The organism is Salinispora cortesiana (assembly GCF_000484695.1).
Lineage (GTDB): Bacteria > Actinomycetota > Actinomycetes > Mycobacteriales > Micromonosporaceae > Micromonospora > Micromonospora cortesiana.
Map to the genome: position 1 here is coordinate 24,429 of NZ_AXVR01000012.1, position 25,110 is coordinate 49,538.

Here is a 25,110-nt window from a genome sequence, read left to right on the forward strand (position 1 = left end):
CCATGTCGGGAACCCTCGCGACCGGGGTAGCCCTGGCAGATCAGGTCCGGGGCCGGAGCCGTCGGTTCGAGCGGGTTGGCCCCGGCGGCGACCCAGTGGCCGCCGCGGCCACCTCAGCCAGCCCGGCCGTCGCACCCGCGGCAGAGCCCGTCGCCGACGCGCCCGCCGCGGGCGTTGTGCTCGACTGCGGCTGGGGCCGGTTGGTGTTCGGCCAGACCTACGCCGACCAGGCCGACGTCGCCGACGTGCTGCGCTCGGAGGCGGCTGGCGCCCGGGACATCTGCATCTACCTGGACGATCCGCACGTACTCGTCTCCCGGCTGCCGGACGAGCTGTTCATCGACCCGTCGCTGACCTTCCGGCTGCCACTGCACGGTGAGGGGCTCGCCGCCCCGGAGATCCCCGGCCTGCGGATCCGGCCGCTGCGGGACGCGCAGGACGCCGAGGACGTCAACCGGATCTATGCGGCCAACGGCATGGTGACCGCGCCGGTGGAGGTACTCGTCTCCAACGCCGCCACCGACAGCTTCCTGCACCTGGTCGCCGAGAACGCGACCGGCGAGATCGTCGGCACCATCACCGGAGTGGACCACGTCGCCGTCTTCGACGACCCGGACGGCGGTGCCAGCCTCTGGTGCCTGACCGTGGACTTCAACGCCGCGCCGCCCGGCACCGGTCAGGCGCTGATCACTGAGCTGGCGGCCCGGTTGGTCAACCGGGGACGGGCGTACGTGGACCTGTCCGTGCTCGCCGAGAACGAGGGCGCGATCCGGCTCTATGAGCGGCTCGGTTTCTACCGCGTCACCGCGCTCTGCGTGAAGCGGAAGAATCCGATCAACGAGCGACTCTTCCTCCCCGCCATGCCGGAGGGATACGACGAGCTCAACCCGTACGCGCAGATCGTCGCGGACGAGGCGATGCGCCGGGGCATCCGGGTGGAGGTGACCGACCCGACCTGGGGTGAACTGCGGCTGACCAGCGGCGGCCGAACGATCCTCACCCGCGAGTCGCTCTCCGAGCTGACCTCGGCGGTGGCGATGAGCCGCTGTGACGACAAGCGGGTCACCCGCCGGATCCTCGCCCAGGCCGGGCTCTCCGTGCCGCAGGGCCGGACGGCCACCGGGGACGGGGCCGACACCGCGTTTCTGGCCGAAGTCGGCGAGTTGGTCGTGAAGCCGGCCCGGGGCGAGCAGGGCAAGGGGATCACCGTCGGAGTGCGCACCGCCGAAGCCCTGCACACGGCCGCCGAGCTGGCCGCCCGATACTGCCCGGAGGTGCTGCTCGAGGAGTTGTGCGCCGGTGAGGATCTGCGCGTCGTCATGATTGATCATGAGGTGGTGGCGGCCGCGGTGCGCCGACCAGCGTCGATCATCGGCGACGGGGTGCACGACATCGCTGAGCTGATCAAGCGGCAGAGCCGCCGTCGGGCCGCCGCGACCGGCGGTGAGTCCCGCATCCCACTGGACGAGATGACCCGCGAGGTGGTCGCCGAGGCCGGGTACGCCCTGACCGACATCCTGCCGGAGGGTGAGCTGCTGGTCGTCCGCCGGACCGCCAACCTGCACACCGGTGGCACGATCCACGATGTCACCGCGGAGCTGCACCCAGAGATCGCCGAGGCGTGCGTGACCGCGAGTAGGGCACTGGACATCCCGGTGACCGGGCTGGACCTGTTGGTACCCACCGCAGAGCAGCCCGAGCACGTCTTCATCGAGGCGAACGAGCGACCCGGCCTGGCCAACCACGAGCCGCAGCCGACCGCCGAACGCTTCGTCGACCTCCTCTTCCCCGGGACCCGGGCCCCGCAACGCCTCTGGTCCCCGGCGGGTGCGGCAAGCTCTGGAGTATGACCCCGAGCCAGCCCGCACCCCTCCCACTCGACCTCGACTACCTACGCCACGTCCTGGTGGAGCTACTGGAGATCCCGAGCCCGTCTGGGCGCACCGACCACGTACAGCAGTATGTGGGCGAGCGGTTGGCGGCGCTCGGGATCCCGTCCACGCTGACCCGACGCGGCGCGCTCAGCGCCTATCTGCCGGGCCCCCGGACGACCGGGGCCGACCGAGCGATCGTGGTACACACCGATGTCATCGGCGGGATGGTGAAGCGGCTCAAGGAGAACGGGCGGCTGGAGCTCCAGCCAATCGGGACGCACAGCGCACGTTTTGCCGAGGGCGCCCACGTACGGGTCTTCACCGACCACCTGGATCGGGTGGTCACCGGTCAGGTGCTGCCGCTGAAGGCCAGTGGACACCGCTACAACGACGCGGTGGACTCCCAGGGCATCGGCTGGGAGTTGGTCGAGGTGCGGGTGGACGAACCGGTGGACGATGCCGCCGGCCTCCGCGCGCTGGGGGTGGACGTGGGCGACTTCGTGGCGCTCCTACCCAACCCGCAGGTCACCCCCGCCGGGTACGTGAAGTCCCGCCATCTGGACGACAAGGCGGGCGTGGCGGCCGTGCTGACCGCCTGCAAGGCGTTGGTTGACGCCGGGGTCACCCCCGCGGTCAGTGCACACCTGTTGATCACGGTCACGGAGGAGATCGGCCACGGCGCCTCACACGGGCTGGATCCGGATGTGGCCGAGATCGTCTCGGTGGACGCGGCCGTGGTCGCCCCCGGCCAGCAGTCCCGCGAGGATGCGGCGACCCTGGCGATGGGCGACGGGGTGGGCCCGTTCGACTACCACCTGACCCGCAACCTGGCGGCGATCGCCCGCGAGAACGGCGTCGACCTGGTCCGTGATGTCTTCGACAACTACCGTTCGGATGTCGCGGCGGCGGTCGAGGCCGGTGCGCACGCCCGGGTGGCGCTGCTCGGGTTCGGCGTGGACGCCACCCACGGCCATGAGCGCACCCACCTGGACGGGCTGCGCCACCTAACCCAGCTGCTCTGCCTCTATCTCCAGAGCGACCTGGTCTTCCCGGAATGGGATGCGGAGCCCGCGGGTGAGCTCGCGAAGTTCCCGTCGCTGGCCGTGCAACCCGCGCAGGAGGACGGACCGCGCGAGGGCCCGATCGGCCTGCCCGGCCTTAGCTGAGGGCGCCCGCGCCCTGGCGGGACCAGGACCCTGAGGCTATCGCGAATCCGATTCACGACCTGCCCGGGCTTGTGATCGAAATCCGTTGCCCCGGGCACAGCGCGGTGGATAGCGTGACGGTACACGGGAAAGGAGGTGGTCCAGACTTGTATAGCAATCGGACTCGTGAGGTGGCTGCCCGCTAGCCGCTGTCCTCGACAGTCGTCCACCCCGCCGGGTGGACAGCAAAGATCGTCGAGACCGTGTGGCAGCGGTGCGGCGAATCCATGACAGCCACCCGACCCCCGGGGTGCCGGCCCAGTCCAGCCGGCCCGCGCGTCAGCGCGGAAGCCCCGGGGGTCGTTCATTCCTCGGCAGGGCCAGTGCGGTCCGCACAGCCGAGACGGTCCGAGCCGGGGCGATGCAGCCGGTCAGCGCAGTCGGGAGGACGGGATGTCGACGCGGGAACTGGTGGTACTCGGGACGGCCAGCCAGACGCCGACCCGCACCCGAAACCACAACGGGTACGTCCTGCGCTGGGACGACGAGGTGATCCTCTTCGACCCGGGGGAGGGTAGCCAGCGGCAGCTGCTGTATTGCACGGTGACCGCCAACGACCTGACCCGGATCTGTGTCACGCACTTCCACGGCGACCACTGTCTCGGGCTTCCCGGCACCATTCAGCGACTCTCCCTGGACCGGGTGCCCCACCCGGTCACGGTCCACTTTCCGGCTGGCGGCGCCGAGTACTTCGCCCGGCTGCGACACGCGTCGAGTTTCCACGAGACCGCCGAGCTGGCCATCGCGCCGATCGACACGGACGGGCAGCAGATCGCGATCCGCGGCGGCACGCTGGAGGCTCGCCGGCTCCGGCACCCCGTCGAGACCTACGGATACCGGCTCATCGAGCCGGACGGGCACCGGATGCTGCCGGAGCGGCTCTCCGCCCACGGTATCGCCGGCCCGGCCATCGGCGAGTTGCAGCGCGTCGGCCACCTCGACGTGGCGGGAGGCCGGGTCACCCGGGAGCAGATGAGCGTGCCGCGGCCGGGCCAACGGTTCGCGTTCGTCATGGACACCGGCCTCTGCGACGCGGTGTACGCCCTCGCCGACAACGCCGACCTCCTGGTCATCGAGGCCACCTTCCTGGCCTCGGAGGCCGCGCTCGCCGCCGAGGTTGGGCACCTCACCGCGGGGCAGGCGGCGCGGGTCGCCACCGAGTGCGGGGTACGCCGCCTCGTGCTCACCCACTTCTCCCAGCGCTACCCGGACCTGGACCGCTTTGTCGCCGAGGCCCGGGAGCACTTCGCGGGTGATCTGGTGGTCGCCGAGGACCTGACGACCGTGCCGGTCCCGCCTCGACGGGTACCCTCGGCACGGTGACCGTCACGCTCCGTCCCGGAAGGGCGGACGACCTGATCGCGGTCGGGGCGCTGCACCAACGTTCCCGAGCCGCCGCCTATGCGCCCTTCCTGACCGCCGAGGCGCTGGCCGAGCCGACCCCGGCGGCGCTGGGGCAGTACTGGCGAGAACGCTGGAGCCACGAGCGCGCCGACCACGTACTGACCGTGGCGGAACGGGACAGCCAGCTGGTCGGCTTCAGCTACCTTGGCCCGGACGACCAGGGGGACCCGGCCACCGGGCTGCTCCACGCGGTCCACCTGGAGCCGGCGGAGCGGGGCCGCGGGCTGGGGCGGCTGCTGATGGCCGACGCCCTGGCCGAGATGCGCTCCCGTGGGTGGCTAGTCGCGGCACTCTGGGTGCTACGGCAGAACGCACCGGCCCGCCGCTTCTACGAGCGAGGCGGGTGGCGGCCGACCGGCGTCACCCAAGAAGAAGTGATCGGCTCGACCCCCGCCGTACTGCTCCGCTACCGGCGGGAGTTGTAGCTCCGGCAGGGCGAGGTGCCCGCCAGGGCCCCTGCCAACGCCCGCGTCGGCGAGGGGCCCTGCGGATTGATCGGCGCCAGTCAGCGGGACCCGAGGTGGGCGAGCAGGTCCTGCCGGGTGAGAACCCCCTTCGGTTTGCCATCGATCAGCACCAGAGCGGCATCGGACTTCTCCAGCAGGGCCACCGCCTCGCTGACCGGCTGTCCGCCGCCGATCATCGGCAGTGGCGCGGCCATGTGCCGCTCGATGGTGTCGTGCAGCTGTGCCTCGCCGGTGAAGAGCGCGTCGAGCAGGTCCCGCTCCGCGATCGATCCGGCCACCTCGCCGGTAACCACCGGCGGTTCGGCCTTCAACACCGGAAGCTGGGAGACGCCGTACTCGCGCAGGTAGTCGATCGCGTCACGGACCGTCTCGGTCGGGTGCACGTGCACCAGCTCCGGCAGCCCACCCGGCTTGCCGGCGAGCGTCTCGGCGATGGTCGGCTCGCTGCCGGAGTTGTCCAGGAAGCCGTACCGGGCCATCCACGAGTCGTTGAAGATCTTGGACAGGTAGCCGCGCCCCCCGTCCGGCAGCAGCACCACGACCACGTCGTCCGGACCGGCCGCACGGGCCACCTCCAGGCCCGCGACGACCGCCATCCCGCAGGAGCCACCGACCAGCAGCCCCTCGGTCCGGGCGAGCCGACGGGTCATCTCGAATGACGCCTTGTCGGAGACCTCAACGATCCCGTCGGCGATCTCCCGGTCGTAGGTCTCCGGCCAGAAGTCCTCACCGACCCCCTCGACCAGGTACGGCCGCCCGGTGCCGCCGGAATAGACCGACCCCTCCGGGTCAGCGCCGATCACCTGGACCCGGCCCGCCGACGCCTCCTTCAGGTAGCGCCCGATACCGGAGATCGTGCCGCCGGTGCCGACCCCCGCGACGAAGTGGGTGATCCGACCCTCGGTCTGCGCCCACAGCTCCGGTCCGGTGGTCTCGTAGTGGGAGCGGGGGTTCGCCGGGTGGGCGTACTGGTTGGGCTTCCAGGCGCCGGGGATCTCCCGGGCCAGGCGATCGGAGACGTTGTAGTAGGAGCGTGGATCCGCGGGCGCGACAGCCGTCGGGCAGACGACCACCTCAGCGCCGTAGGCACGCAGCACGTCCTGCTTGTCCTGGCTGACCTTGTCCGGGCAGACGAAGACGCACCGGTAGCCCTTGAGCTGGGCCACCAGCGCCAGCCCGACCCCGGTGTTGCCACTGGTCGGCTCGACGATCGTGCCGCCTGGCCGGAGGATTCCCGCCTGCTCGGCGTCCTCCACCATGCGCAGGGCGATCCGATCCTTGACCGACCCGCCGGGATTGACGTACTCCACCTTCACCAGGACGGTGGCCTGGATGCCCTCGGTCACGTTGCGCAGGCGTACCAGCGGGGTGTTGCCGATCAACTCGACGACGTTGTCGTAGTACTGCACCTGGTTGTGCCCTTCTCCTCCGGTGCCGCCGGTCAGGCGGCCGGGCAGACGAATACGGATGTCGCGCTCAGCCTACGTCCCGTCAGCCCGCCATCTCGCCCGGGACGACCGAAGCCTGGCGCGCCTCCCACTCCAGGAACCGCTCGGTCTCGGCGAGTACGCTGCCGGCGAGCCAGGTGACCATGACCGCGTCGTCGGCCAGCCCGAGCAGCGCCAGCCCAAGCTCCGGCAGCAGGTCGACCGGCGAGACGATGTAGGCCGTGGCGGCGGTCATCAGCGCCAGCCGAAGCCCCCCGTCATACCGTCCCCGGACGGTCGCCAGGATCATCCGAGGCAGCGCCGCCACCCGCGCCCCCAGCCCGGGCCCACCCCGTACGCCGACCACGAGCGCCCGGGCCAACGCGAGAAACGCCGCCCGTCGGTGCAGTGTCTTCCCCATTTACTCACTCCTTCCCTACGCCAGCGTGCCGCCCCGGCACAAACCGGCCCGGTGCCGTTCCCGGCGGCAAGGAGCCGTCATGGCGCCGGTTCCCAGCAGCAGGGAGCCGTCACGGCGCCGGTGTCCGGTGGCGGGTTCGCGTAATGTCGGTGCATGGGGGTCGCTGATTCCGTTGTCCCGGCCGGTCCACGCTGGCAGGTCGCCTGGCGCGTCACCCGACTGGTCGTGCTCGGCGCGGGTGCCACGGCCGCCGCCGCGGCGACCGCTGGCGGTGTCCTGATCGGCCAGGCCCGGCAGGCGCGACGAAGCATCCCGCCGGCGGAGGCACCACCGCCGCGCTGCGATGGAGTCTACGGGGCAAAGCTGCCCGGCCCAGCGGTCACCATGGTCGTCCTGGGCGACTCCTGTGCTGCCGGCTACGGCGTGCACCGCCGCCGCGAAACCCCGGGGGCGCTGCTCGCCACCGGCGTTTCCCGCCGGCTACACCGACCGGTCCGGCTGCACCGGTTCGCCGTGGTGGGGGCGCTCTCCGCCGTGCTGCGCCACCAGGTCGAGGCGGCGCTCGAGGCCCGACCCGATGTCGCCGTCATCTTGATCGGCGGGAACGATGTCACCAACCGCACCCCGCCATCCGTCGCCGTGCGCTACCTGATCGAGGCGGTGACCACGCTTCGCGCCGCTGGCTGTGCGGTGGTCGTCGGCACCTGCCCGGACCTGGGAGCGATCCGCCCCATCCAGCCGCCACTGCGCTGGCTGGCCCGCCGCTGGAGTCGCCAGCTCGCCGCCGCCCAGACGGTCGCCGTGGTCGAGGCCGGCGGCGCGACGGTCTCCCTCGGCGACCTGCTCGGTCCCCGGTTCACGGCCGAACCGGCCCGGATGTTTGCGTGGGACCGATTCCACCCGTCTGCTGAGGGCTACGCGATGGCCGCCGCCGCGCTGCTGCCGACCGTCCTCTCCGCCCTCGGGGCAGGGCCGGAGCGGGGGGCTGCACCAGCGCGGACCCGAGGCGTACGGTCGCTGCCGGAGGCCGCCCAGGAGGCGGCGCGGCACGCGGGGACCGAGGTCAGCGGCGCCCAGGTTCGGGGCCACGATCGCGGTCCGGCGGGCCGGTGGGCGCAGCTACGCCGACGGGCCTTCTTCGGTGCCGTGACCCAATCCGACCCGGCCGTGGACTCACCCCACAGTGGAGGGGATGACATGCAGGAGCGGAGCACTGAGCACGGGGCGGTGGCACCGTGACCGACCACTTCCGCCCGGGCTTCTCCCGCCGGCTCGGGCGGGCTACGGCCGGCTGCTTCGCCGCCGCGGCGGTGGGGGTTGCTGCCCTCCTGGCTGGACAGGCCTTCGCCGCCCGACATCGGCGCTACGCCCAACCCGAGCTGGGACTGGCCCTACGGGCCACGATCGGCCAAGCCGATGCTCCCCCGCTGCGGCTCGTGCTCCTCGGGGACTCGTCCGCACTCGGGGTCGGCGTGAGCCGGCTGGCGGAGACCGTCGGTGGGCAGCTCGCCTACCTGCTCGCTGATGGGCCGGCCGGGCAGCTGGTCCACCTCTCCAGCGTGGGCGTCTCAGGCTCCCGCTCCGCGGATCTGGCCACCCAGGTCGCTCGGGCCCTGCTCGGGGAGCGACCCGATGTGGCGGTGATCCTGATTGGCGCAAACGACGCCACCGCCCTCGATCGGTCGACCGACGCCGCCGCCTGCCTCGGGGCCACAGTGCACCGCCTCCGTGACGCGCGGGTCGAGGTCGTGGTCGGAACCTGCCCCGACCTCGGGGCGGTGCGTGCGTTTGCACCCCCGCTACGGCACCTGGTCGGCTGGTCCGGTCGGCGGACGGCGCGTGCCCAGACCCTCGCGGTACTCACCGCCGGAGGGACGGTGGTGGATCTCGCCACTGAGGCCGGTCCGGTCTTCCGAGCCGATGCCGGAACGTTCTGCCACGACGGCTTCCACCCGTCTGCCGACGGGTACCGGGTATGGGCGCACGCTCTCTTCCCGGCGGTGGCCGCTGCCGCGACGATGGCGGCTCAGCAGGGTCGGCCGCGGTGACATTTCCCGGGTCCGGCACGGCTTCCGCCCGATGTTACTGACCGGTTAGGTTTGGTCCATGCCGATTGAGTCGTCCCGCGATGCTGTCATCGTCGCCACCGCCCGATCCCCCATCGGCCGGGCCCGCAAGGGGTCCCTGCGCGAGTTCCGCCCGGATGACCTCACCGCCACCATCGTGCAGGCCGCCCTCGACAAGATCCCCCAGCTCGACCGGAGTGAGATCGACGACCTGTACCTGGGCTGCGGCCTCCCCGGCGGTGAGCAGGGCTTCAACCTGGCCCGGGTGGTCGCGACCCTGATGGGGCACGACGACCTGCCCGGAGCCACCCTGACCCGCTACTGCGCCTCGTCCCTGCAGACCACGCGGATGGCGATGCATGCGATCCGGGCAGGCGAGGGTGACATCTTCGTCTCCGCCGGGGTCGAGACCGTCTCCCGGTACGTCCGGGGCACCTCCGACAGTCTGCCGCCAGAGGCGCAGGCGCTGGTCGGTGGGGGCTGGGAGAACCCCCGCTTCAGCGCCGCGCGGGAGCGTTCGACGACACGCGCCAAGGGCGGGGCCGAGGTGTGGACGGACCCGCGTGACTCCGGCGACCTGCCCGACACCTACCTGGCCATGGGGCAGACCGCGGAGAACCTGGCCCAGGTCCACGGCGTCACCCGGGCCGAGATGGATGAGTTCGGCGTACGCAGCCAAAACCGCGCCGAGCAGGCGATCGCCGCCGGGTTCTGGGCTCGGGAGATCACCCCGGTGACCGCCCCGGACGGCACAGTGGTCAGCGCCGACGACGGTCCCCGACCCGGTGTCACGCTCTCCGCCGTCTCCCAGTTGGATCCGGTCTTCCGACCCGACGGCCGGATCACCGCCGGCAACTGCTGCCCCCTCAACGATGGCGCCGCTGCCGTAGTGATCATGAGCGCGCAGCGGGCGAGTGAACTCGGGGTCACCCCCCTGGCGCGAATCGTCTCGACCGGCGTGACCGCGCTCTCGCCGGAGATCATGGGGCTCGGCCCGGTCGAGGCGTCGAAGCAGGCCCTGAAGCGGGCTGGGATGACCATCGACGACGTAGACCTGGTGGAGATCAACGAGGCCTTCGCCGCACAGGTGATCCCCTCCTACCGGCAGTTGGGCATAGCGGAGGAGAAGCTGAACGTGATGGGTGGCGCCATCGCCGTCGGTCACCCGTTCGGCATGACCGGCGCGCGGATCACCGGCACCCTGCTCAACGCCCTCCGATGGCACGACGCGACGATCGGTCTGGAGACGATGTGCGTCGGCGGCGGCCAGGGCATGGCGATGGTGCTCGAACGTTTGAACTGAGCCTTCGGGAGCCGGCCCGCAGCGGGCCGGCTCCGCTGGTGCCCACAGCGGCCGCGCGGGGTCACCGGCCGGCGCGCACGATGGCCTGCCCACCCGAGACACGTGGCCGCGCGGGTCACCGTGGCCGCACGGGGTCGCCCTCAGAGGGCCGCGCGGGTCGCCGTGACCGCACTGGTGGCCTGCGCGAGCGCTGCATCCGATGCCGTCGCGGCAAGCAGATCGGCCGCCACCACCCGCAGCTGGTCCGGCAGGGCAAGGTCGTGGTCGAGTCGAGGCACGACCCGGCGCGGCCGCATCTCGGCGTCGGCGGCCAGATTCGCAAGCTCCTGCACGAGCCGGTGCACGAGGTCGGCCCGGGAGACACTTCCGCCGGCAGCGCTGGCGGCCCACCGTGGCTGCTGCCAGTGCCCCACCTGCCGCACGATCAGCTCCACCGTACGCCTCAAGTCCCCGGCCTGATCCACGCCGCCGAGTCTACGCCGGACCCGTTGGTGGCCTGCCCGGCAACATCGCTGACCAGCTTCGTCGCTGCCGGGCTGCGAGCCACCGTGGGGCAGCCGGCCCGCGATCGTCACGTAGAGACGGCGATGCCCGGCCCGCCTTTGCGGGCCGGGCATCGCGGAGACGATCAGTCGTCGCCCTGGAAATAGCTCAACAGTCGAAGGATCTCGATGTAGAGCCAGATGAGGCTCACCAAGATGCCGAAGGCGGCGACCCAGGAGTAGCGCTGCGGCAGCCCCATCCGGACGCCGTCCTCGACCTCCTTGAAGCTCAGCACGAAGCTGAGCGCCGCCACGACGATGACGACGAGGCTGAACCCGATCGCCAGCGGGCTGCCGTCACGCAGCCCGGTGTTGATGCCGAAGAGCGACAACACCAGGTTGATCATAATGACCGCGAAGAGGCCGGCCATCACCGCGACCATGCCCTTGACGAACTTCGGGGTGGCCCGGATGGCCTTGGCCCGGTAGAGCATCGCCATCAGGAAGAAGACGCCGAAAGTGGCCACGACCGCTTGAAGCACGATGCCGTCGTAGAGCGTCTCGAAGTACTTGCTGACGGCACCGACAAGCACGCCTTCGACGACGGCGTACGCGACGACCAGCGCCGGGTTCGCCATCCGCGAGAACGAAATGATCAGGCCGAGCACCAGGCCGACCATCGCGGCGCCGATCCACGCGGCGCCGAGCAGCGCCTCCGGGATCATCACCCACGCGGCGGCGGCGACCACGCCGAGGATGCCAAGTAGGCTGACCGTCTTCACCACCACGTCGTCAACCGTCATGGTGTTGACGGTCGGCGGCGCGGCCGGATAGCCGGCCTGCGTCGGGTACTGCTGGGGGTAGCCGGGCTGTCCGTACGGCCCGGTCGGGGCGTACCCGGTGGCCCGCTCACGCTCGGCCGCCTGGCCGAGCCGGGCGAGCACCGGGTTCGAGGTCTTCACTGTCAGGCCTCCCTCAGGGGGTCGTTGCACGTCAACGTGCAGCATCAAGGATAAACGGCCAACAGAATTCGTGGAGATCGCACAGCGTGGCGGTGTTGGACGACGCTCCGACAGCGGCTGACCGCAGGTGCCCGGGGCGGGGATCGAACCCGCACGCCTTGCGGCAGCCGCTTTTAAGGCGGCCGTGTCTGCCATTCCACCACCCGGGCGGGTGACACCGGCACGCCGACACGCGACGGTGCAGTGCCACCGTAGCCGGTCTGCGGCCAGCAAGCGTACCCGCAGTCCCGCACGCCCGGGCTTCACCCGGCTCGTCGCGGCGCCGCGCCGCACCTCCAGCCATGCCCGGCGCCCCCGCTAGCGGGGGCTGACCGGTTGGGAAGCCTCGACGAACTCCTCGCGTGGATCATGTAGCTGGCCGAGGGCGACGACCTCACGCTTGAGGAAGAACGCCAACGTCCAGTCGGCGACCACTCGAACCTTTCGGTTCAGTGAGGGGATCCGACTCATGTGGTAGGTCCGGTGCATGAACCAGGCAGGCAGGCCCTTCATCTTGATGCCATACACCTGCGCGACCCCCTTGTACAGGCCGAGGCTGGCGACGCTGCCGGCGTGCTGGTGCCGATAGGGCACCGGCGCCAGGCCCCGGATGACGTTGACGATGTTGTCGGCCATCCGGTTCGCCTGACGTACGGCGTGCTGGGCGCTTGGCGAGCAGTAGCTGCCGGGCTCCTTCGTCAGATCCGGCACCGCGGCGCAGTCCCCGGCGCTCCAGGCGTCCGCCACCACCTGATCACCGTCGACAATCTGCAGCGTGGGCCGACAGGTGATCCGCCCCCGCTCGTCGCGGGGGAAGTCGGTCGCGTCCAGCATCGGCGAGGGCTTCACCCCGGCCGTCCAGACGATCGTGTCGGCCGGGAAACTGTCCCCGTCGGAGAGCTTCACCAGCCCGTCGACGCAGGACTCCAGCCGGGTACCCAACCGAATGTCCATCCTGCGCCGGAGGAGCTGCTGCACCGTGTAGGCACCCATGTCCGGATCGACCTCGGGCAGCACCCGCTGCGTCGCCTCGACGAGCACCCACCGCATGTCGTCCGGGTTCAGCTCCGGGTAGTACCGCAGCGCGCTCCGGGTCATATCCTCCATCTCGGCGAGTGCCTCGATGCCGGCGTAGCCGCCGCCGACGAAGACGAAGGTCAGGGCCCGCCGGCGCAGCGCCGGATCCGGCGTGGCGGCGGCGACATCGAGCCGGTCCAGCACATGGTTGCGCAGGTAGATCGCCTCGCCGATGGTCTTGAAGCCGATGCCGCTCTCGTGCAGCCCAGGAATCGGCAGGGTTCGGGAGACCGAGCCGGGGGCGATGACCACCTGGTCGTACCGGATCTCGCGGGTCGGACCGGCAATCGGCTGGACCGACGCAGTCTTGGTGGCGTGGTCGATCCGGGTGACCGCGCCCACGACGACGGTGCACCGGCGCAGCTCCCGCCGCAGCGGCACCACGGAGTGCCGGGGCGAGATGCTGCCCGCCGCCGCCTCCGGCAGGAACGGCTGATAGGTCATGTGGGGTTGCGGGTCAACGACGATAACCTCGGCCTCCCGCGGGCCGAGCTTCTTCGACAGCCGCAGCGCCGCATAGAGCCCGACGTGTCCGGCACCCACCACAAGGATCCGCTTCGGATTCACGCCTCTATCCTCCGCGGCGACTCAGCAAAATCCCCAGCTACGGGGGCCGTTGTGACTGAACACAAGTCCTGACCCCACCTAAGCCGGACATACCACCCTCAGCGTCGACGGAGTAGCCATCCCAGCAGCACAGTTACCAGTACCGCTACCACCAGCCCGGCCACCGTCCCCACCTGTAGTCCCTGCTCTCCGCCGAGCCCAGCCAGCTCAACCAGGAGCACGCCCAGCACCGCCGCGCCGAGCAGCACGGCGACCGCCCGAAGCAGCCAGCGCAGAACCAGGGCCGGATCCACCACCGCGTCGGACGGCAGCACGGCCACGAGCGCGCACAGGGTGTGGCTGAGATAGAGCGCCGCCGCCACCGCGAGCAACCGCCAGAGCGCGACCGGTCGGTCGTAGCCATCAATGGCCAACGCCCATCCGCCCACGGTCAGCAGGGCGACGACGGTCGGCCAGATCCGCCGTGGCCCCACCGCCGGCAGCAACGCCACCACCGGCGCCACCAGCAGCTGGCCCAGCAGGACCTCCACCGGAAACGCGAGCAGCAACCCGGCCAGCGCGGTGAGGAAGATGCCCGCCCGGAGCAGCAACGGTAACAGCGTGATCCGGGTCACCGCGCGCCGTGCCGCGCGGATCCGGGTGACCACGGCGCTCATCGCCGCCCGCCCTCGCTCCGGGCCAGCCAACTCACCGGGCCCCCGCCCTCGGTCCGGGCCAGCCAACTCACCGGGCCCCCGCTCTCGGCGCAACCGCCAGCTGGGCCACGTCCCGCAGCACCTCATCCAGGCTGCCCGCGCCGGCCCACCGCACCACCGGCACGCCGTGCTCCCGCAGCTGACCCAGCATCGTGTCCCGATCCAGCCGCCACAGCCGGTGCGCCGCCTCCGACCAACGCCGCTCCCGCGACGGAGCCAGATCAGCGGGGAGCGTGTCCACTGCCACGACGAAGCGACCCGACCAAGCCAGGCGGGCCAGCATCTGCGCGGATCGTTCGTCCAGCAATGGCGTGAGCACCACCACCAACGCATCCGAGGAGGGCAGTTGCGCGCCGAAGACCGAGTCGTACAGCTCGTGCGGGGAGGACTGGGGATGCACGTCGAGCAACCACTCCAGCACGGTCAGGTAGTGGCGGCGACCGGTGGCCGGGCGTAGCCGACGGCCGGCCGGACCGTACTCCAGCATCGACACCCGGTCCCCCCGGTGCAGGTAATGCTCCGCGATCGCCGCAGCGGCCCGAACCGTCGTGTCCAGCACCGAGGCAGCGCCCCCGACGCCGCCGGAGCGGCCCGCCTCGGCGAGCACATCGAGCAGCAGTACCACCTCAGCGTCCCGGTCGGAGAGGGTGGCCGCGACGTGCAACTGCCGGGCCCGCAGTGAGACCCGCCAGTCCACCCGACGCAGCCGGTCACCGGGGCCGAAGACCCGTACGCCGGCCAGCTCACCGCCCTCGCCGGGGCGGCGCGAATGGTGGGCGCCGACCAGACCCGCCGCGCGGGGCATCGCCTCCACCGCATCGAAGGGATCAGTCAGCGGATAGGTACTGACCGAGACCGCCTCGGCCACCACCGTGCGGGAGACCAGTAGTCCGAGCGCGGCGCAGGCCTGGACCCCGACGGGCCCCAGCGGATGCCGTCCCCAGCGGCGCACGGTGCCGGCGAGGTCCACCTCGACCAGAGCACCAGCGGGTACGGCGCTCGCCAGGGGTCGGTCGACGACCGACTGCCCGCCCCGCGAAAGGGCGGTCGCCGCCGTACCGGCGATGGTCACCCGGTCGACCCGCAACCAGCGCGACGCTCGACCCTGCAGCAGCACGAGATCGTAGTCGACCAGGTCCGGATTACCGACCGTGACCTGCCCGGAGAGCTCGCCCCCCTCCACCTGATTCCCCTCGGCGGCGGCGATCTGGACCTGCGGCAAAACGGCGGGGCGGCGGCGCAGGGCATACGCGGTGCCGATCGCGAACGGGGCGGCCAACACGACCAGGTCGACCCGCCCGAGCAGCACGCCGGCGATCAGGAGCAGACCGGTCAAGAGCACCGCCCGGCCGAGCGCCCAGGTCGGCGTCCAGTCACCGGTTTGCTCCGGCCGTGACGGCGCGGTGGACGAGGTCATCAGCGGACGGGCAGGCCGGTGGCGTAGCTGGGCAGCGCACCGCTGGCCGGAGCGGGAGTGGCCGCCAGCACCTCGTCAACGATGGCAGCCGGAGCGACCCGACGCAGCCACAGCTCCGGACGGAGCGTGATCCGGTGTGCCAGCGCCGGCACCGCCACCTCCTTGACATCCTCCGGCACCACGTAGTCCCGTCCGGCCAGCACGGCCCGGACCCGGGCCAGCAGCAGCAGTGCCAGCGAGCCGCGCGGGGAGGCACCGACCAGCACCGAGGGGTGCTCCCGGGTAGCCCCGGCAAGCGCGACCAGGTATCGACCGATCGAGTCCTCCACCACCACGTCCTCCAGCGCGGCCTGCATCGCGCGCAGGGTCGCGGCGTTCACCACCGGCTTGATCTCCGCCTCCTCACGACGGCGGGAAATCCGGCGGCGCAGCACCTCCCACTCCTCGCCGGGGTCGGGATATCCGAAGGAGACCCGCAGCAGAAACCGGTCCAGCTGGGCCTCGGGCAACGGGTACGTGCCCTCGTGTTCGACCGGATTGGCGGTTGCGAGCACATGGAACGGCTCATCGAGCCGGTAGGTGACGCCCTCCACCGACACCTGCTTCTCCTGCATCGCCTCCAGCAGCGCGGACTGGGTCTTCGGCGGAGTGCGGTTGATTTCGTCGGCCAGGAGCAGGTTGGTGAAGACCGGCCCGGCACGGAACGCGAAGTCCCCGCTGCGCTGGTTGTAGAGGAAAGAGCCGGTGACATCGGCGGGCAGCAGGTCCGGAGTGAACTGGAGGCGCCGAAAGTCGAGCCCGAGGGCCTGGGCGAAGGACCGGGCAGTCAACGTCTTACCGAGCCCGGGCAGGTCTTCGAGCAACACGTGCCCGCCGGCCAGAATCCCGGCGAGGACCAGCTCCAGCGCCTCCCGCTTTCCGACCACTACCTCACCCACCGCGTCCAGCACCGCGTGGGCAAGGTGGCCGACCTCCGTGGCGGCTAGCTTCGGGTCCACGTCGTTCATCACAGTTTCTCCAGTTCGGCGACGATCGCCGCGAGCTCGCGCGGCGGCGGCGGGCGGCGAGGCGGGTGCTCCAGGAAGGTCGACAGCCGATCACCGAGCAGGACCCGGGCGCGGGCGGGATCCGACCCGCGGGTCACCCCGTGCCGCAGCCGGATCCGTTCGTCGGCCAACTCCCCGAGTCGGGGCAGGATGGTCCCGTTGAATCGCTCGGCCCGGTTGGCCGCCCAGCCCAGCGGCTTCTCCCAACTGTTGATCGCCATGCGCAGCGCGTCGTGCTGGTCGCCGCGACTCCCGTGCTCGGCCGGGTCGATCAGCGCCAGGTGGGCGGCCGACGAGGCAGGTGGTGGACGGAGTGCCCGGACAATCTGGCGCACCACGAAGAGCGCGAGTACGCCAGCGACCAGCACCGGCAACGACACCTGGAGCCCCACCGCACGTAGACCGGCGACCACAACGACCACCACGGCCCCGACGCCAGCCAGGTTACCCAGCAACAACCGCAGCGGCCGGCGGCGAGCGGAACCCCGGTACGGGCTCCGCTCCTCCTCGACACTGAGTAGGTCGTCGATGCTGGTGCCACTCACCGCGACACCTCCTCGCACCCGGTCCGGAGCCGTCGGTCGGTCACGCCGGCCCCTCCTCGCTCGCGCCGGCCAGAGCGGTCAGCTCCCCACGGAGCCGGCGCAACGCGGCCCGGGCCTGGTCCCGGGTACATTCGTCCACTGGCCGGGTAGCGTAGCGCGCCTCCCGGTAGACATGTGCGAATTCGGCCAGCACGTCGGCGCTGGCGATCGCGGGCACGCCGGCGGCCGGATCGCCCTGTAGGAGGCGGACCACCAGCTCGGTGGAGGTGTCGCCGGCCAGTTGGCGGACCCCGGCACCGGCGGCGGCCTCCTCCAGGCGAACCCAGCAGGCGATGACCACCGTACGCGGATCGGTGCCGGTGTCGTCGAGGTCCTCCAGGCCGGCGTCGAGCGCGGCGACGACCTCCCGGGCCGTGCCTTCAGCCGTGCGCGGGACTCGGCGCTCGGACCGGCGCCGAGCGCTTTGACGCAGCACACCGCGCAGGAGCGCCCCGGCAAGGAAGCCGGCGACGGCCAGCCCGGCCAGCCCGAGCAGCGCAAGGAGTGCGGTTCGCAGCCATTCGGGGCGCTGCTGGCTGTTCAGCTCACCCGCGTCACGCGGCTCTACCGGGATCGATGCGACCGGCTCAGCCGTCGGGTACTCCGGCACGAGTGGCAGCTGTTCGGCCGCGGGCGGGATGCGGCTCGCCCCGAGCGACGAATGGGCGGCCGCGACGGTGGCGGCAGCCAACAGGAGCAGCACCGCTGCGACCGGCCACCACCGGCGCAGCACACCGCTGTCGGCGGGAACCGAGGATGCGGATCGGTGCGTCCGGTCCGTCATCCCATTGCCCCGCAGCCCTTACTCCACCCCGGCCAGTCGCTTCGCCAGGGCGAACACGTCGTCCAGCATCCCTGGTGTCAGCCGCCCGGTAAACGTGTTCTGCTGGCTGACGTGGTAGCAGCCGAGCAGATCCGGTACGGCGCTCCCGGACCAGTGTGCCCCATGCGTGAAAGCGGGTCGCGGGCTGGGCGGGGACATCCCGTACACCCGGTGCAGAGTCGGCCACCACGCGGCCCAGGCGAAGGCGCCCAGCGCGACCACGACCCGCAGGTTCGGCCGGAGCAGCGCGACTTCGCGGTGCAGCCACGGCCGGCAGGTGTCACGCTCGCCCGGGGTGGGCTTGTTGCCCGGTGGCGCGCAGCGCACCGCCGCGAAGACCCGGGTGTGGCGCAGGGTCAACCCGTCGTCGGCAGCGACGCTGGTCGCCTGATTGGCCAGCCCGGCCCGGTGCAGGGCGGCGAAGAGGACATCGCCGGAGCGGTCGCCGGTGAAGACCCGGCCGGTCCGGTTGCCGCCATGCGCGGCCGGCGCGAGGCCGAGGAGAGCGATGCGGGCCTCCGGGTCACCGAAGCCGGGCACGGGGCGCCCCCAGTACTCCTGCTCCCGGAAGGCCGCGCGTCGAGTACGGGCTACCTCCTCCCGCCACTCGACGAGGCGGGGGCAGGCGAAGCAGTCGTTGATCGTCGCATCGAGTGCGGCGAGGTTGGTCGTCCCCGCCGCCGCCCCGGCGACCTGCGCAGCGGTACGTGAGCCGGCGGCAACCGCGCCTGCCCGCTGCACGCGTCGACTCCCGGCGGGTGTTCCGCCGGGGTTCGCCGATCCGTCTTCAGCCAAGCTTCGCCCGGAAGAGTTCCAGGGTGCGGGCCCACGCCGTGGCGGCGGCCCGTTGGTCAAAGTTCTCCGGCCGGTCCTCGTTGAAGAAGGCGTGCGCGGTGCCCGGGTAGTCGTAGGTCTGGCAGGCGCCGCCACCGGTCTCGATTGCCCGACGAACGAACTGCACCCCTGGCTCGGCCGAGGTGCCGTCGACCTCGCAGCAGTGGATGGCGGCGGCCTTGCCCGCGTACTCCGTCCACTCCGGGCGCATTCCCTCCCCGGGCAGCCGAGGGTAGAAGGCCGAGGTCGCCACGATCCGCTCGGACCGGGTAACGGACCAGAGCGCCAGGCTGGCTCCGGCACAGAAGCCGACGCAACCGATCTTGCCGGCAACCTCCGGCCGGCCCGCGAGGTAGTCGGCTGCGGCGGCGATATCCGCCGCGGCGGCGTCCAACTGCCCGCTGTTGAGCAGTTGCCGGGGTTCGTCCGGCTTGTCGGCCGGCGCGCCACGCCGCAGGTCCGGGGCGAGGGCGACGAAGCCGGCCTCAGCGAAGCGGTCAACGACCGCTCGGACGTGCGATGCCAGGCCCCACCAGTCCTGGATCACAATGACCGCCGGGCTGGCCGTACCGCCGGGCGGCACCACAAGATACCCCCCGCCCGTACCACCGTTGCACCGGTACGTCACCATGTCGCCCATCGGCCGTCCTCCTAGCGGTCAGTCATCGTTGGCTGGTCGCCCAGTGGTCCTACGTGCCGGTAGCCTGCCACGCCACGCGAGCCCCGGGAAGACGCCGGAGAAGTGGCGTTCACCTCCCGAACACCAATCGATGACCCAGGTACGGCGACGGCGGCGGGGTGAAGCCGCGCCGCCGTCGCCGTACTCCCGTACGCCGCTCAGGAGTTGGTGGTCAGGCAGAGCAGATAGCCCGTCTCGCCCGGCACGATGTTGCTGAAGATGAAGTACTCCTCGTTCTCCTGGAAGAACTGGTCACACGCTTCACCGGACTCGGCCTGCGCCTCGGTCTGATCGTCAACCCGACCGACCACCTTGTACGTCGCCTCGGCGGAGGCACAGTCGACGACCTTGCCACCGTCGACCTCCTCCAGCTCGTCGCTGATGGTCGTGGGTAGTTCGGCGATGCAGTCACCAGCCTTGGCTTCCGCGGTCTCGTCCGTCCCGCCGAGCACCGCGCCGAGGCCGAACTTGAGGCCAACGACCACCAGGAACGCGACGATCGCGCCAACGATGCCGAGAACCTTCTTGCGGCCGGACTTCCGAGCTGGCTCTGGAGCCGGAACCGGGGCCGAGGCACCCGCCTGGGCTGCGTCGGTTGGCGGCTGGGCACCAGCTGGCTGCGGGACGTCGGGTTGGGCGGGGGGTACGACCTGCTCCGGCACGATATTTCCTTCCGGGGGTTAATAGTGCGGAGCACACCGTAGACGATCAACAACGACGCCATTGCCCCGCAGCCTCATCCCTTCGGCCAATTTCAACGCGAGAAGGTGTGAGTCTTCGCATTCGGGATCGGCCCGGAGCTCCCCAACGCTCACCCGGTGGGCGTGACACTCGGCGCAGGCGCGGATGTCGGCGGGGCCTCCGGCACGGTCGGTGAGGTCTCCGGCACGGTAGGCGTAGCAGCGGATTCCGGTTGGACCGTGCCGGGTGGAGCGGGAAGGTCCGGCGGAGACGCATCAGTCGTGGGCCGCGGCCCGAACGGTGCCGCCTCCGGACAGTACGGGTAACCGCGCAGCAGCGGGTTGGCGCTGCCGACCTCATCCCGGCTGATCACATCCCGCACGTCATCGCAGTCCGGGTAGCCGAGCCGGATCGGGTCGCCGTTCTGGTCGAACAGCCGCGCGTAGTCCACCAGCTGCCCCTCGGTGTCATAGACGAAGACGTCACGGATGTGGTCGTACCGGCTGTCGACCGAGATCGGAGCGTAGTAGCCGTCGTCGTTTCCGTGTCGATTCTCCAGTTGGACCAGCCCCACCAGCCCGAACCCGACGAGCAGCAGGTTGCCGAGCAACAGCAGGTGTCGTGGCCAGGTCCGCGGCCCAGGCTCCCGGCGACCGAGCATGACCGACGCGACGACCAGAGCCACCAGGACCATCAGGCCAAGCTGGAGGTTGTCGTCGAACCGGGGTAGCAGGCCGAACCCGTCATCCGCACTCAGGAAGGTCAGCAGCATCGCCGCGAGGTAGCCGCGCAGAATCCACCAGCCCGGGATGAGTAGGTGCAGGAAGGCCCGCACCGTGGGATACCCGAGGGGTCGGCCGAGCTGCCGGTCGAGCGTGTTCAGCCGGGCATGGACCCGGTTGACGAAGGCGGTCAGCTCTCCGGTCACCGGCCGGCGACCGGCACCGACCCCGGCGGCGATCCGCAGCTCAACGGCGTACGCCTCCGGCTCGCCGAGCCGTTCCACCAGCGTCCCACCGGACTCGACGGCGACCACCGCGAGGTGCTCTGGCAAATCCTCGGTCAGCTCGTCGCGGATCGACGGCGGCAGGTCGTTGAGGGCGCCTCGAACTCGGGCGACATAGCCGGCTATCTCCTGCTCAGTGACGGTCATGCCGCCCTCCCCCGATCGTCGAGCAGCGTGTCCATGGTGGTGGCGAACGAGCGCCAGAGCTTGCCAGAGCGGGCGAACTGATCGCGGCCGGCGGCGTTCAGCGAGTAGTACTTGCGGTGCGGACCGGATTCGCTGGGCACCACGTACGTGGTGAGTAGGCCGGCTGCGAAGAGGCGGCGCAACGTGCCGTAGACCGAGGCGTCGCCCACCTCCGCCAGGCCGGCGTCGCGCAGCCGACGCAGGATGTCGTAGCCGTAGCCGTCCTCTTCCCGGAGCACCGCGAGGACAGCCAGGTCCAGCACGCCCTTCAGGAGCTGTGTGGTGTCCATACATAGAACAGTAGTATTCAATGCACAGTAGCGTCAACCCGAGAGTCCGACTGGACCCCACGGCGGGCACCGCGAGGCCCGGCGCACGGACGCGACCGCCAGCACCCTGCGCCTAGCCAGCCAGGCCCAGAGGAAGGCCGTCCCGCACTGCCACGACGACGGAGGGGCTCCGCCGCCTGCAGAACCTGCCCGGTGGACATGACAAGCTGAGCCCAACTGGCCAAGAGAAGCAACTACTAGCTGAGTCCACTCCAGGGCAGGCGAGCCGGAGCAGGGAACTGTGCATGATAGATGGCAGCGGAGGCCTCCCGGCTCCACTGCGGCATCCCTTCCGGCAGGTCCATCGGGTCAACGATCACCTCGATGAGGGTCAACCGGTCCGGACGCTCGTCGACACTATCCAAGATCTCGGCTAGCTCCGCCTCGGTGCGGGCGGTGCGCACCACGAAGGATCCCTCCGCGGCAAACACCGCCGGCAGTGCGCTGTATCGCCAATCCGGTATCTCCGCGTAAGCCTGAACTTCTTCGCCAACCGCTTTTTCGAGTGCCCGCTCGGTAGTATATCCACGATTATTGATCACGAAGATGATCGGATGTTGGCCGTAGGCAAACATCCGACTGATTTCCTGCGGGGACATTTGCAGGCCCCCATCACCAGAAATCGCCACCACCCGCCGCTCCGGCACCGCAACCCCGGCACCGAAGGCTGCCGGAACAACATAACCGGCCGAGCTCCATATCGGCGCGGTCAAGACAAACACCCCAACCGGTAGCCGCATCATCGCGGCACCGAAGAAAGCCGTCCCGACCTCCCCGACCAAGACATCCCCTGGACGTAGCACCTCCTGAACTGCCGGCCAGAGTCGCTCGTGACTGATTGGCTCGCCGCTCGCCCGGTCCAGCTTGGAACATTTATGCAACAAGGTCGCAGTGCGCGGCCAGTCACTCGTTCGGCTGGCGGCCATCTCGTGCAACCGGCCCAGTGCCGCCGCCATGGAGATCGGGCCGAAACGGGTGCCGGCGACCGTTGCCACGTCCCGCCCCAGGTTAATGATCCGATCCGGGTCCAGGTCTGCGGTGAACAGACCGCTCCAGTCGTAAAATATGACACCCAAACAGACCAGGACGTCGGCACCTTCGACCACTTCCCGGACCGAATCAGGACTCTCAAGGCCGTTGTAGACCCCAACAAAGCGAACGTCAGACTCGTCAAACAGACCCCGACCGAGCGCCTGCGTCGCAACCGGCCAGTTGTACTCGCTCGCGAACGCGGCGACCGCGGGCCCGAGGCCCAGGCGGATCGGCATGCTTCCCACCAGCAGCACCGGCCGCTCCGCGTCCGCGAGTCGGCGTTCCGCAGCAGCGGCGAACGCGTCCAGCTGCCCGGGGTTGGTTACCGGATCCGGGCGGGCAAAACGTCGCACCGGCCGCGCGACGGGAGTTAGCGCCACATCACCGGGAATCCGGATGTACACGGGCCGCTGCTGCAACCAGCACTCGGCCAGCACCCGGTCGATCTCCCTCAAGGCACATTCCGGGGTCAACGAGGTTTGGGCAACCGTCACCTCGCACGCCATCCGCGCCCAATGGTCGGAGTCGCCATCCACAAGCGAGTGATGAATCGAGGTGCGCCGCTGCATTATTTCCAGTGAAGGACCACCCACGATCGAAACAATCGGCACCGACTCAACCATCGCACCAGCCAAGGCGTTGATGGCCGATAATTCACCCGGACCAAACTGGGTGATGATTGCCCCTACCCCGGCAACCCGCGCGTAGCCGTCCGCGCTGTAGCCGGCGTTGAGCTCGTTTGAACTGCCCACCCAGTCAATACCATCGAAGGCCATGACCTGATCAGTGAAGTCCATCGCATAGTCGCCGGGCACGCCGAACACATAGCGCACCCCCAGGTCGTGAAGGCGACCAAGCAACAGTTCGCCGACCGTGACCGCCCCCGCTTCCCCTTCCACCGCACCTCCATCCACGGTGCTCTTAGCCGGCCCTGAGACAGCCTCACCCTATCCGAACCGCCCAAAGGACAAAGCTGGTTCGGTGGCATTGATCCTGGGCTGGTCGGGTGCCTGCTCCTACCGCAGGCTGTAGCCGATACCGTCGAGAATGTCGTGCTCGGACGCGACCACGAAGTCCTTGCCCGAACGCTCCATAGTCACGCGAAGCACCAGGGCACCCGCCGCGATCACGTCGGCCCGGCCCGGATGCATCACCGGGATCGCCAGCCGCTGCGCACGGGTCGCCACCAGCAGGTCGGACGTCACCTCCGCCACCGCCCGGTAGGACACCCGGGCGTGGTGGATCCGCTGCGGGTCGTACCCGGTCAGCCCTTCGGCGATGGCGACCACCGTGGTGACGGAGCCAGCGAGCCCGACCAGCGTGGCGGCTTCCCGACCGGGCACCGCATCGAGCGCCTGGTCCACCGCAGCCACGATGTCCGCCTCGGCCGCCCTGATCTCGGCGGGATCCGGCGGGTCACTCGCCAGATGCCGTTCGGTCATCCGGACACAGCCAATGTCCACCGAGATCGCTGCCGCCACCCCACCGGTGCTGGTGCCCACGACGAACTCCGTCGAACCGCCGCCGATGTCGACCACCAGGTATGGCTCCCGGGTCGAGCCGGGCAGGCCACGAACTGCCCCGGTGAACGAGAGTCGTGCCTCCTCCTCCCCGGTCACCACCTCCGGGGCGACCCCCAGCGTCCGCTCCACCATGTCGCGGAAGTCGGCGGCGTTCTCCGCATCCCGGGAGGCCGACGTGGCACACATCCGCACTCGGTCGACGCCCATCTTCTCGATCTCGGCGGCGTACTCCGCCAGCGCCACCCGGGTCCGCTCGATCGCCTCCGGGGCCAGCCGACCGGTGCGGTCGACGCCCTGGCCCAGCCGAACAGTCTCCAGTCGGCGGCTCAGCTCGACCAGCGGCGCGCCCGCTCCAGCGCTCGGATCCGGCAGATCGGCGACCAACAGGCGAATCGAGTTGGTCCCGCAGTCGATGGCGGCCACACGCGTCGTCACGCCCGCAACCCTACGGCAGGCCGGACGGCCCGCTCAGAGCCGCAGCAGCATTCGGGTGTTGCCGAGCGTGTTCGGCTTGACCCGCTCCAGGTCGAGAAACTCCGCGACACCCTCGTCGTACGAGCGCAGCAGCTGTTCGTAGACCGGATGCGGCACCGGCGCCCCGTCGATCTCGGTGAACCCGAACGTGCCGAAGAAGCGAGTCTCGAAGGTGAGCACAAAGATTCGTGACACGCCCAACTCCCGGGCCACGTCGATCAGGTCGCCCACGATCCGGTGCCCGATCCGGCCGCCCCGACGGGTCGGGTCAACCGCCACCGTCCGGATCTCCGCCAGGTCCTCCCACATGACGTGTAGGGCGCCGCAGCCGACCACGTCCCCAGCGGGTGTCACCGCGACCCGGAACTCCTGCACCTGCTCATACAGGGTCACGGTCGCCTTGCTGAGCAGCCGCCGGCCATCGGCGTACGTGTCGATCAGCCGCCGAATTCCCCGAACGTCCGCCGTCCGGGCTCGACGGAGCACGATCCCGCCGGCGGCGATCAT

General features: G+C 70.5%; 25 protein-coding genes and 1 tRNA gene. 7 read left to right on the forward strand and 19 right to left on the reverse strand.

Annotated elements, in window-relative coordinates; translation table 11 throughout:
- Positions 1-2: 2 nt before the first annotated feature.
- From ngg to K228_RS0108030, 4 genes are all read left to right on the forward strand, one after another.
- Positions 3-1,850 carry an N-acetylglutaminylglutamine synthetase gene (ngg, locus tag K228_RS0108015; RefSeq protein WP_025617967.1) on the forward strand — a complete coding sequence of 616 codons (1,848 nt, stop codon included), beginning with the start codon at positions 3-5 and terminating at the stop codon, positions 1,848-1,850.
- On the forward strand, positions 1,847-3,040 hold the full coding sequence (locus K228_RS0108020; protein WP_025617968.1) for an osmoprotectant NAGGN system M42 family peptidase: 1,194 nt from the start codon (positions 1,847-1,849) through the stop codon (positions 3,038-3,040). The genes ngg and K228_RS0108020 overlap by 4 nt, the downstream gene beginning before the upstream one ends.
- A 432-nt stretch (positions 3,041-3,472) precedes the next feature.
- Positions 3,473-4,402, forward strand: coding sequence for a ribonuclease Z (locus K228_RS0108025; RefSeq protein WP_025617969.1), 930 nt, complete (start codon positions 3,473-3,475; stop codon positions 4,400-4,402).
- Positions 4,399-4,908: a GNAT family N-acetyltransferase gene (locus K228_RS0108030; protein ID WP_025617970.1), complete on the forward strand. Its 510-nt coding sequence runs from the start codon at positions 4,399-4,401 to the stop codon at positions 4,906-4,908. Before K228_RS0108025 ends, K228_RS0108030 begins: the two co-directional genes overlap by 4 nt.
- A gap of 80 nt (positions 4,909-4,988) precedes the next feature.
- Here the strand turns inward: K228_RS0108030 and K228_RS0108035 are convergent, their stop codons facing one another.
- Together K228_RS0108035 and K228_RS0108040 are read right to left on the reverse strand one after the other, a co-directional pair.
- Positions 4,989-6,359: a cystathionine beta-synthase gene (locus tag K228_RS0108035; RefSeq protein ID WP_025617971.1), complete on the reverse strand. Its 1,371-nt coding sequence runs from the start codon at positions 6,357-6,359 to the stop codon at positions 4,989-4,991.
- Positions 6,360-6,441: 82 nt separating this feature from the next.
- On the reverse strand, positions 6,442-6,798 hold the full coding sequence (locus K228_RS0108040; RefSeq protein WP_025617972.1) for a DUF1232 domain-containing protein: 357 nt from the start codon (positions 6,796-6,798) through the stop codon (positions 6,442-6,444).
- A gap of 153 nt (positions 6,799-6,951) precedes the next feature.
- On the opposite strand from K228_RS0108040, the gene K228_RS0108045 reads away from it, so the two are divergent.
- Genes K228_RS0108045 through K228_RS0108055 form a run of 3 tightly spaced genes read left to right on the forward strand, consistent with a single transcriptional unit; the run spans position 6,952 to position 10,167 of the window.
- Positions 6,952-8,037 (forward strand): SGNH/GDSL hydrolase family protein, encoded by a 1,086-nt coding sequence (locus tag K228_RS0108045; protein ID WP_025617973.1) that lies wholly within the window; start codon positions 6,952-6,954, stop codon positions 8,035-8,037.
- Positions 8,034-8,846: an SGNH/GDSL hydrolase family protein gene (locus K228_RS0108050; RefSeq protein WP_025617974.1), complete on the forward strand. Its 813-nt coding sequence runs from the start codon at positions 8,034-8,036 to the stop codon at positions 8,844-8,846. The genes K228_RS0108045 and K228_RS0108050 overlap by 4 nt, the downstream gene beginning before the upstream one ends.
- A gap of 58 nt (positions 8,847-8,904) precedes the next feature.
- Positions 8,905-10,167 carry an acetyl-CoA C-acetyltransferase gene (locus K228_RS0108055; protein ID WP_025617975.1) on the forward strand — a complete coding sequence of 421 codons (1,263 nt, stop codon included), beginning with the start codon at positions 8,905-8,907 and terminating at the stop codon, positions 10,165-10,167.
- A 140-nt stretch (positions 10,168-10,307) separates the two neighbouring features.
- Here the strand turns inward: K228_RS0108055 and K228_RS0108060 are convergent, their stop codons facing one another.
- The 17 genes from K228_RS0108060 to K228_RS0108140 all read right to left on the reverse strand — a co-directional run bounded on the left by K228_RS0108060 (position 10,308) and on the right by K228_RS0108140 (position 25,110).
- The gene (locus tag K228_RS0108060) at positions 10,308-10,631 is read right to left on the reverse strand and encodes a hypothetical protein (protein ID WP_080671554.1); all 324 of its coding nucleotides are present in this window, start codon (positions 10,629-10,631) and stop codon (positions 10,308-10,310) included.
- Positions 10,632-10,795: 164 nt separating this feature from the next.
- Positions 10,796-11,611, reverse strand: coding sequence for a Bax inhibitor-1/YccA family protein (locus K228_RS0108065; protein WP_025617977.1), 816 nt, complete (start codon positions 11,609-11,611; stop codon positions 10,796-10,798).
- Between the two features lie 128 nt (positions 11,612-11,739).
- Positions 11,740-11,820 (reverse strand) — tRNA-Leu (locus K228_RS0108070).
- 148 nt (positions 11,821-11,968) lie between these two features.
- Complete coding sequence (locus K228_RS0108075) at positions 11,969-13,294, reverse strand: NAD(P)/FAD-dependent oxidoreductase (RefSeq protein ID WP_025617978.1); 1,326 nt, start codon at positions 13,292-13,294, stop codon at positions 11,969-11,971.
- A 98-nt stretch (positions 13,295-13,392) separates the two neighbouring features.
- The gene (locus tag K228_RS0108080) at positions 13,393-13,950 is read right to left on the reverse strand and encodes a hypothetical protein (RefSeq protein WP_025617979.1); all 558 of its coding nucleotides are present in this window, start codon (positions 13,948-13,950) and stop codon (positions 13,393-13,395) included.
- 67 nt (positions 13,951-14,017) lie between these two features.
- Positions 14,018-15,406 (reverse strand): DUF58 domain-containing protein, encoded by a 1,389-nt coding sequence (locus K228_RS0108085; RefSeq protein WP_025617980.1) that lies wholly within the window; start codon positions 15,404-15,406, stop codon positions 14,018-14,020.
- Complete coding sequence (locus K228_RS0108090; RefSeq protein ID WP_025617981.1) at positions 15,406-16,413, reverse strand: AAA family ATPase; 1,008 nt, start codon at positions 16,411-16,413, stop codon at positions 15,406-15,408. The genes K228_RS0108085 and K228_RS0108090 overlap by 1 nt, the downstream gene beginning before the upstream one ends.
- Entirely contained in the window at positions 16,413-16,997 is a 585-nt protein-coding gene (locus tag K228_RS0108095; RefSeq protein WP_025617982.1) for a hypothetical protein, read from the reverse strand. Before K228_RS0108095 ends, K228_RS0108090 begins: the two co-directional genes overlap by 1 nt.
- A gap of 40 nt (positions 16,998-17,037) precedes the next feature.
- Positions 17,038-17,820: a DUF4129 domain-containing protein gene (locus tag K228_RS0108100; protein WP_025617983.1), complete on the reverse strand. Its 783-nt coding sequence runs from the start codon at positions 17,818-17,820 to the stop codon at positions 17,038-17,040.
- An 18-nt stretch (positions 17,821-17,838) separates the two neighbouring features.
- Positions 17,839-18,600: a uracil-DNA glycosylase gene (locus K228_RS0108105; RefSeq protein ID WP_033776653.1), complete on the reverse strand. Its 762-nt coding sequence runs from the start codon at positions 18,598-18,600 to the stop codon at positions 17,839-17,841.
- Between the two features lie 46 nt (positions 18,601-18,646).
- The gene (locus K228_RS0108110) at positions 18,647-19,333 is read right to left on the reverse strand and encodes a dienelactone hydrolase family protein (protein WP_025617985.1); all 687 of its coding nucleotides are present in this window, start codon (positions 19,331-19,333) and stop codon (positions 18,647-18,649) included.
- Between the two features lie 197 nt (positions 19,334-19,530).
- Positions 19,531-20,034, reverse strand: coding sequence for an LppU/SCO3897 family protein (locus K228_RS0108115; RefSeq protein WP_025617986.1), 504 nt, complete (start codon positions 20,032-20,034; stop codon positions 19,531-19,533).
- 149 nt (positions 20,035-20,183) lie between these two features.
- Positions 20,184-21,206: a DUF1700 domain-containing protein gene (locus K228_RS0108120; protein WP_025617987.1), complete on the reverse strand. Its 1,023-nt coding sequence runs from the start codon at positions 21,204-21,206 to the stop codon at positions 20,184-20,186.
- Positions 21,203-21,535: a PadR family transcriptional regulator gene (locus tag K228_RS0108125; RefSeq protein WP_025617988.1), complete on the reverse strand. Its 333-nt coding sequence runs from the start codon at positions 21,533-21,535 to the stop codon at positions 21,203-21,205. Before K228_RS0108125 ends, K228_RS0108120 begins: the two co-directional genes overlap by 4 nt.
- Positions 21,536-21,771: 236 nt before the next feature.
- A complete protein-coding gene (locus K228_RS0108130) occupies positions 21,772-23,505 on the reverse strand; it encodes an alpha-keto acid decarboxylase family protein (RefSeq protein WP_080671555.1) in 1,734 nt (577 codons plus the stop codon).
- A gap of 117 nt (positions 23,506-23,622) precedes the next feature.
- Positions 23,623-24,552 carry a Ppx/GppA phosphatase family protein gene (locus tag K228_RS0108135; RefSeq protein ID WP_033776655.1) on the reverse strand — a complete coding sequence of 310 codons (930 nt, stop codon included), beginning with the start codon at positions 24,550-24,552 and terminating at the stop codon, positions 23,623-23,625.
- 45 nt (positions 24,553-24,597) lie between these two features.
- Complete coding sequence (locus K228_RS0108140) at positions 24,598-25,110, reverse strand: amino-acid N-acetyltransferase (RefSeq protein ID WP_025617991.1); 513 nt, start codon at positions 25,108-25,110, stop codon at positions 24,598-24,600.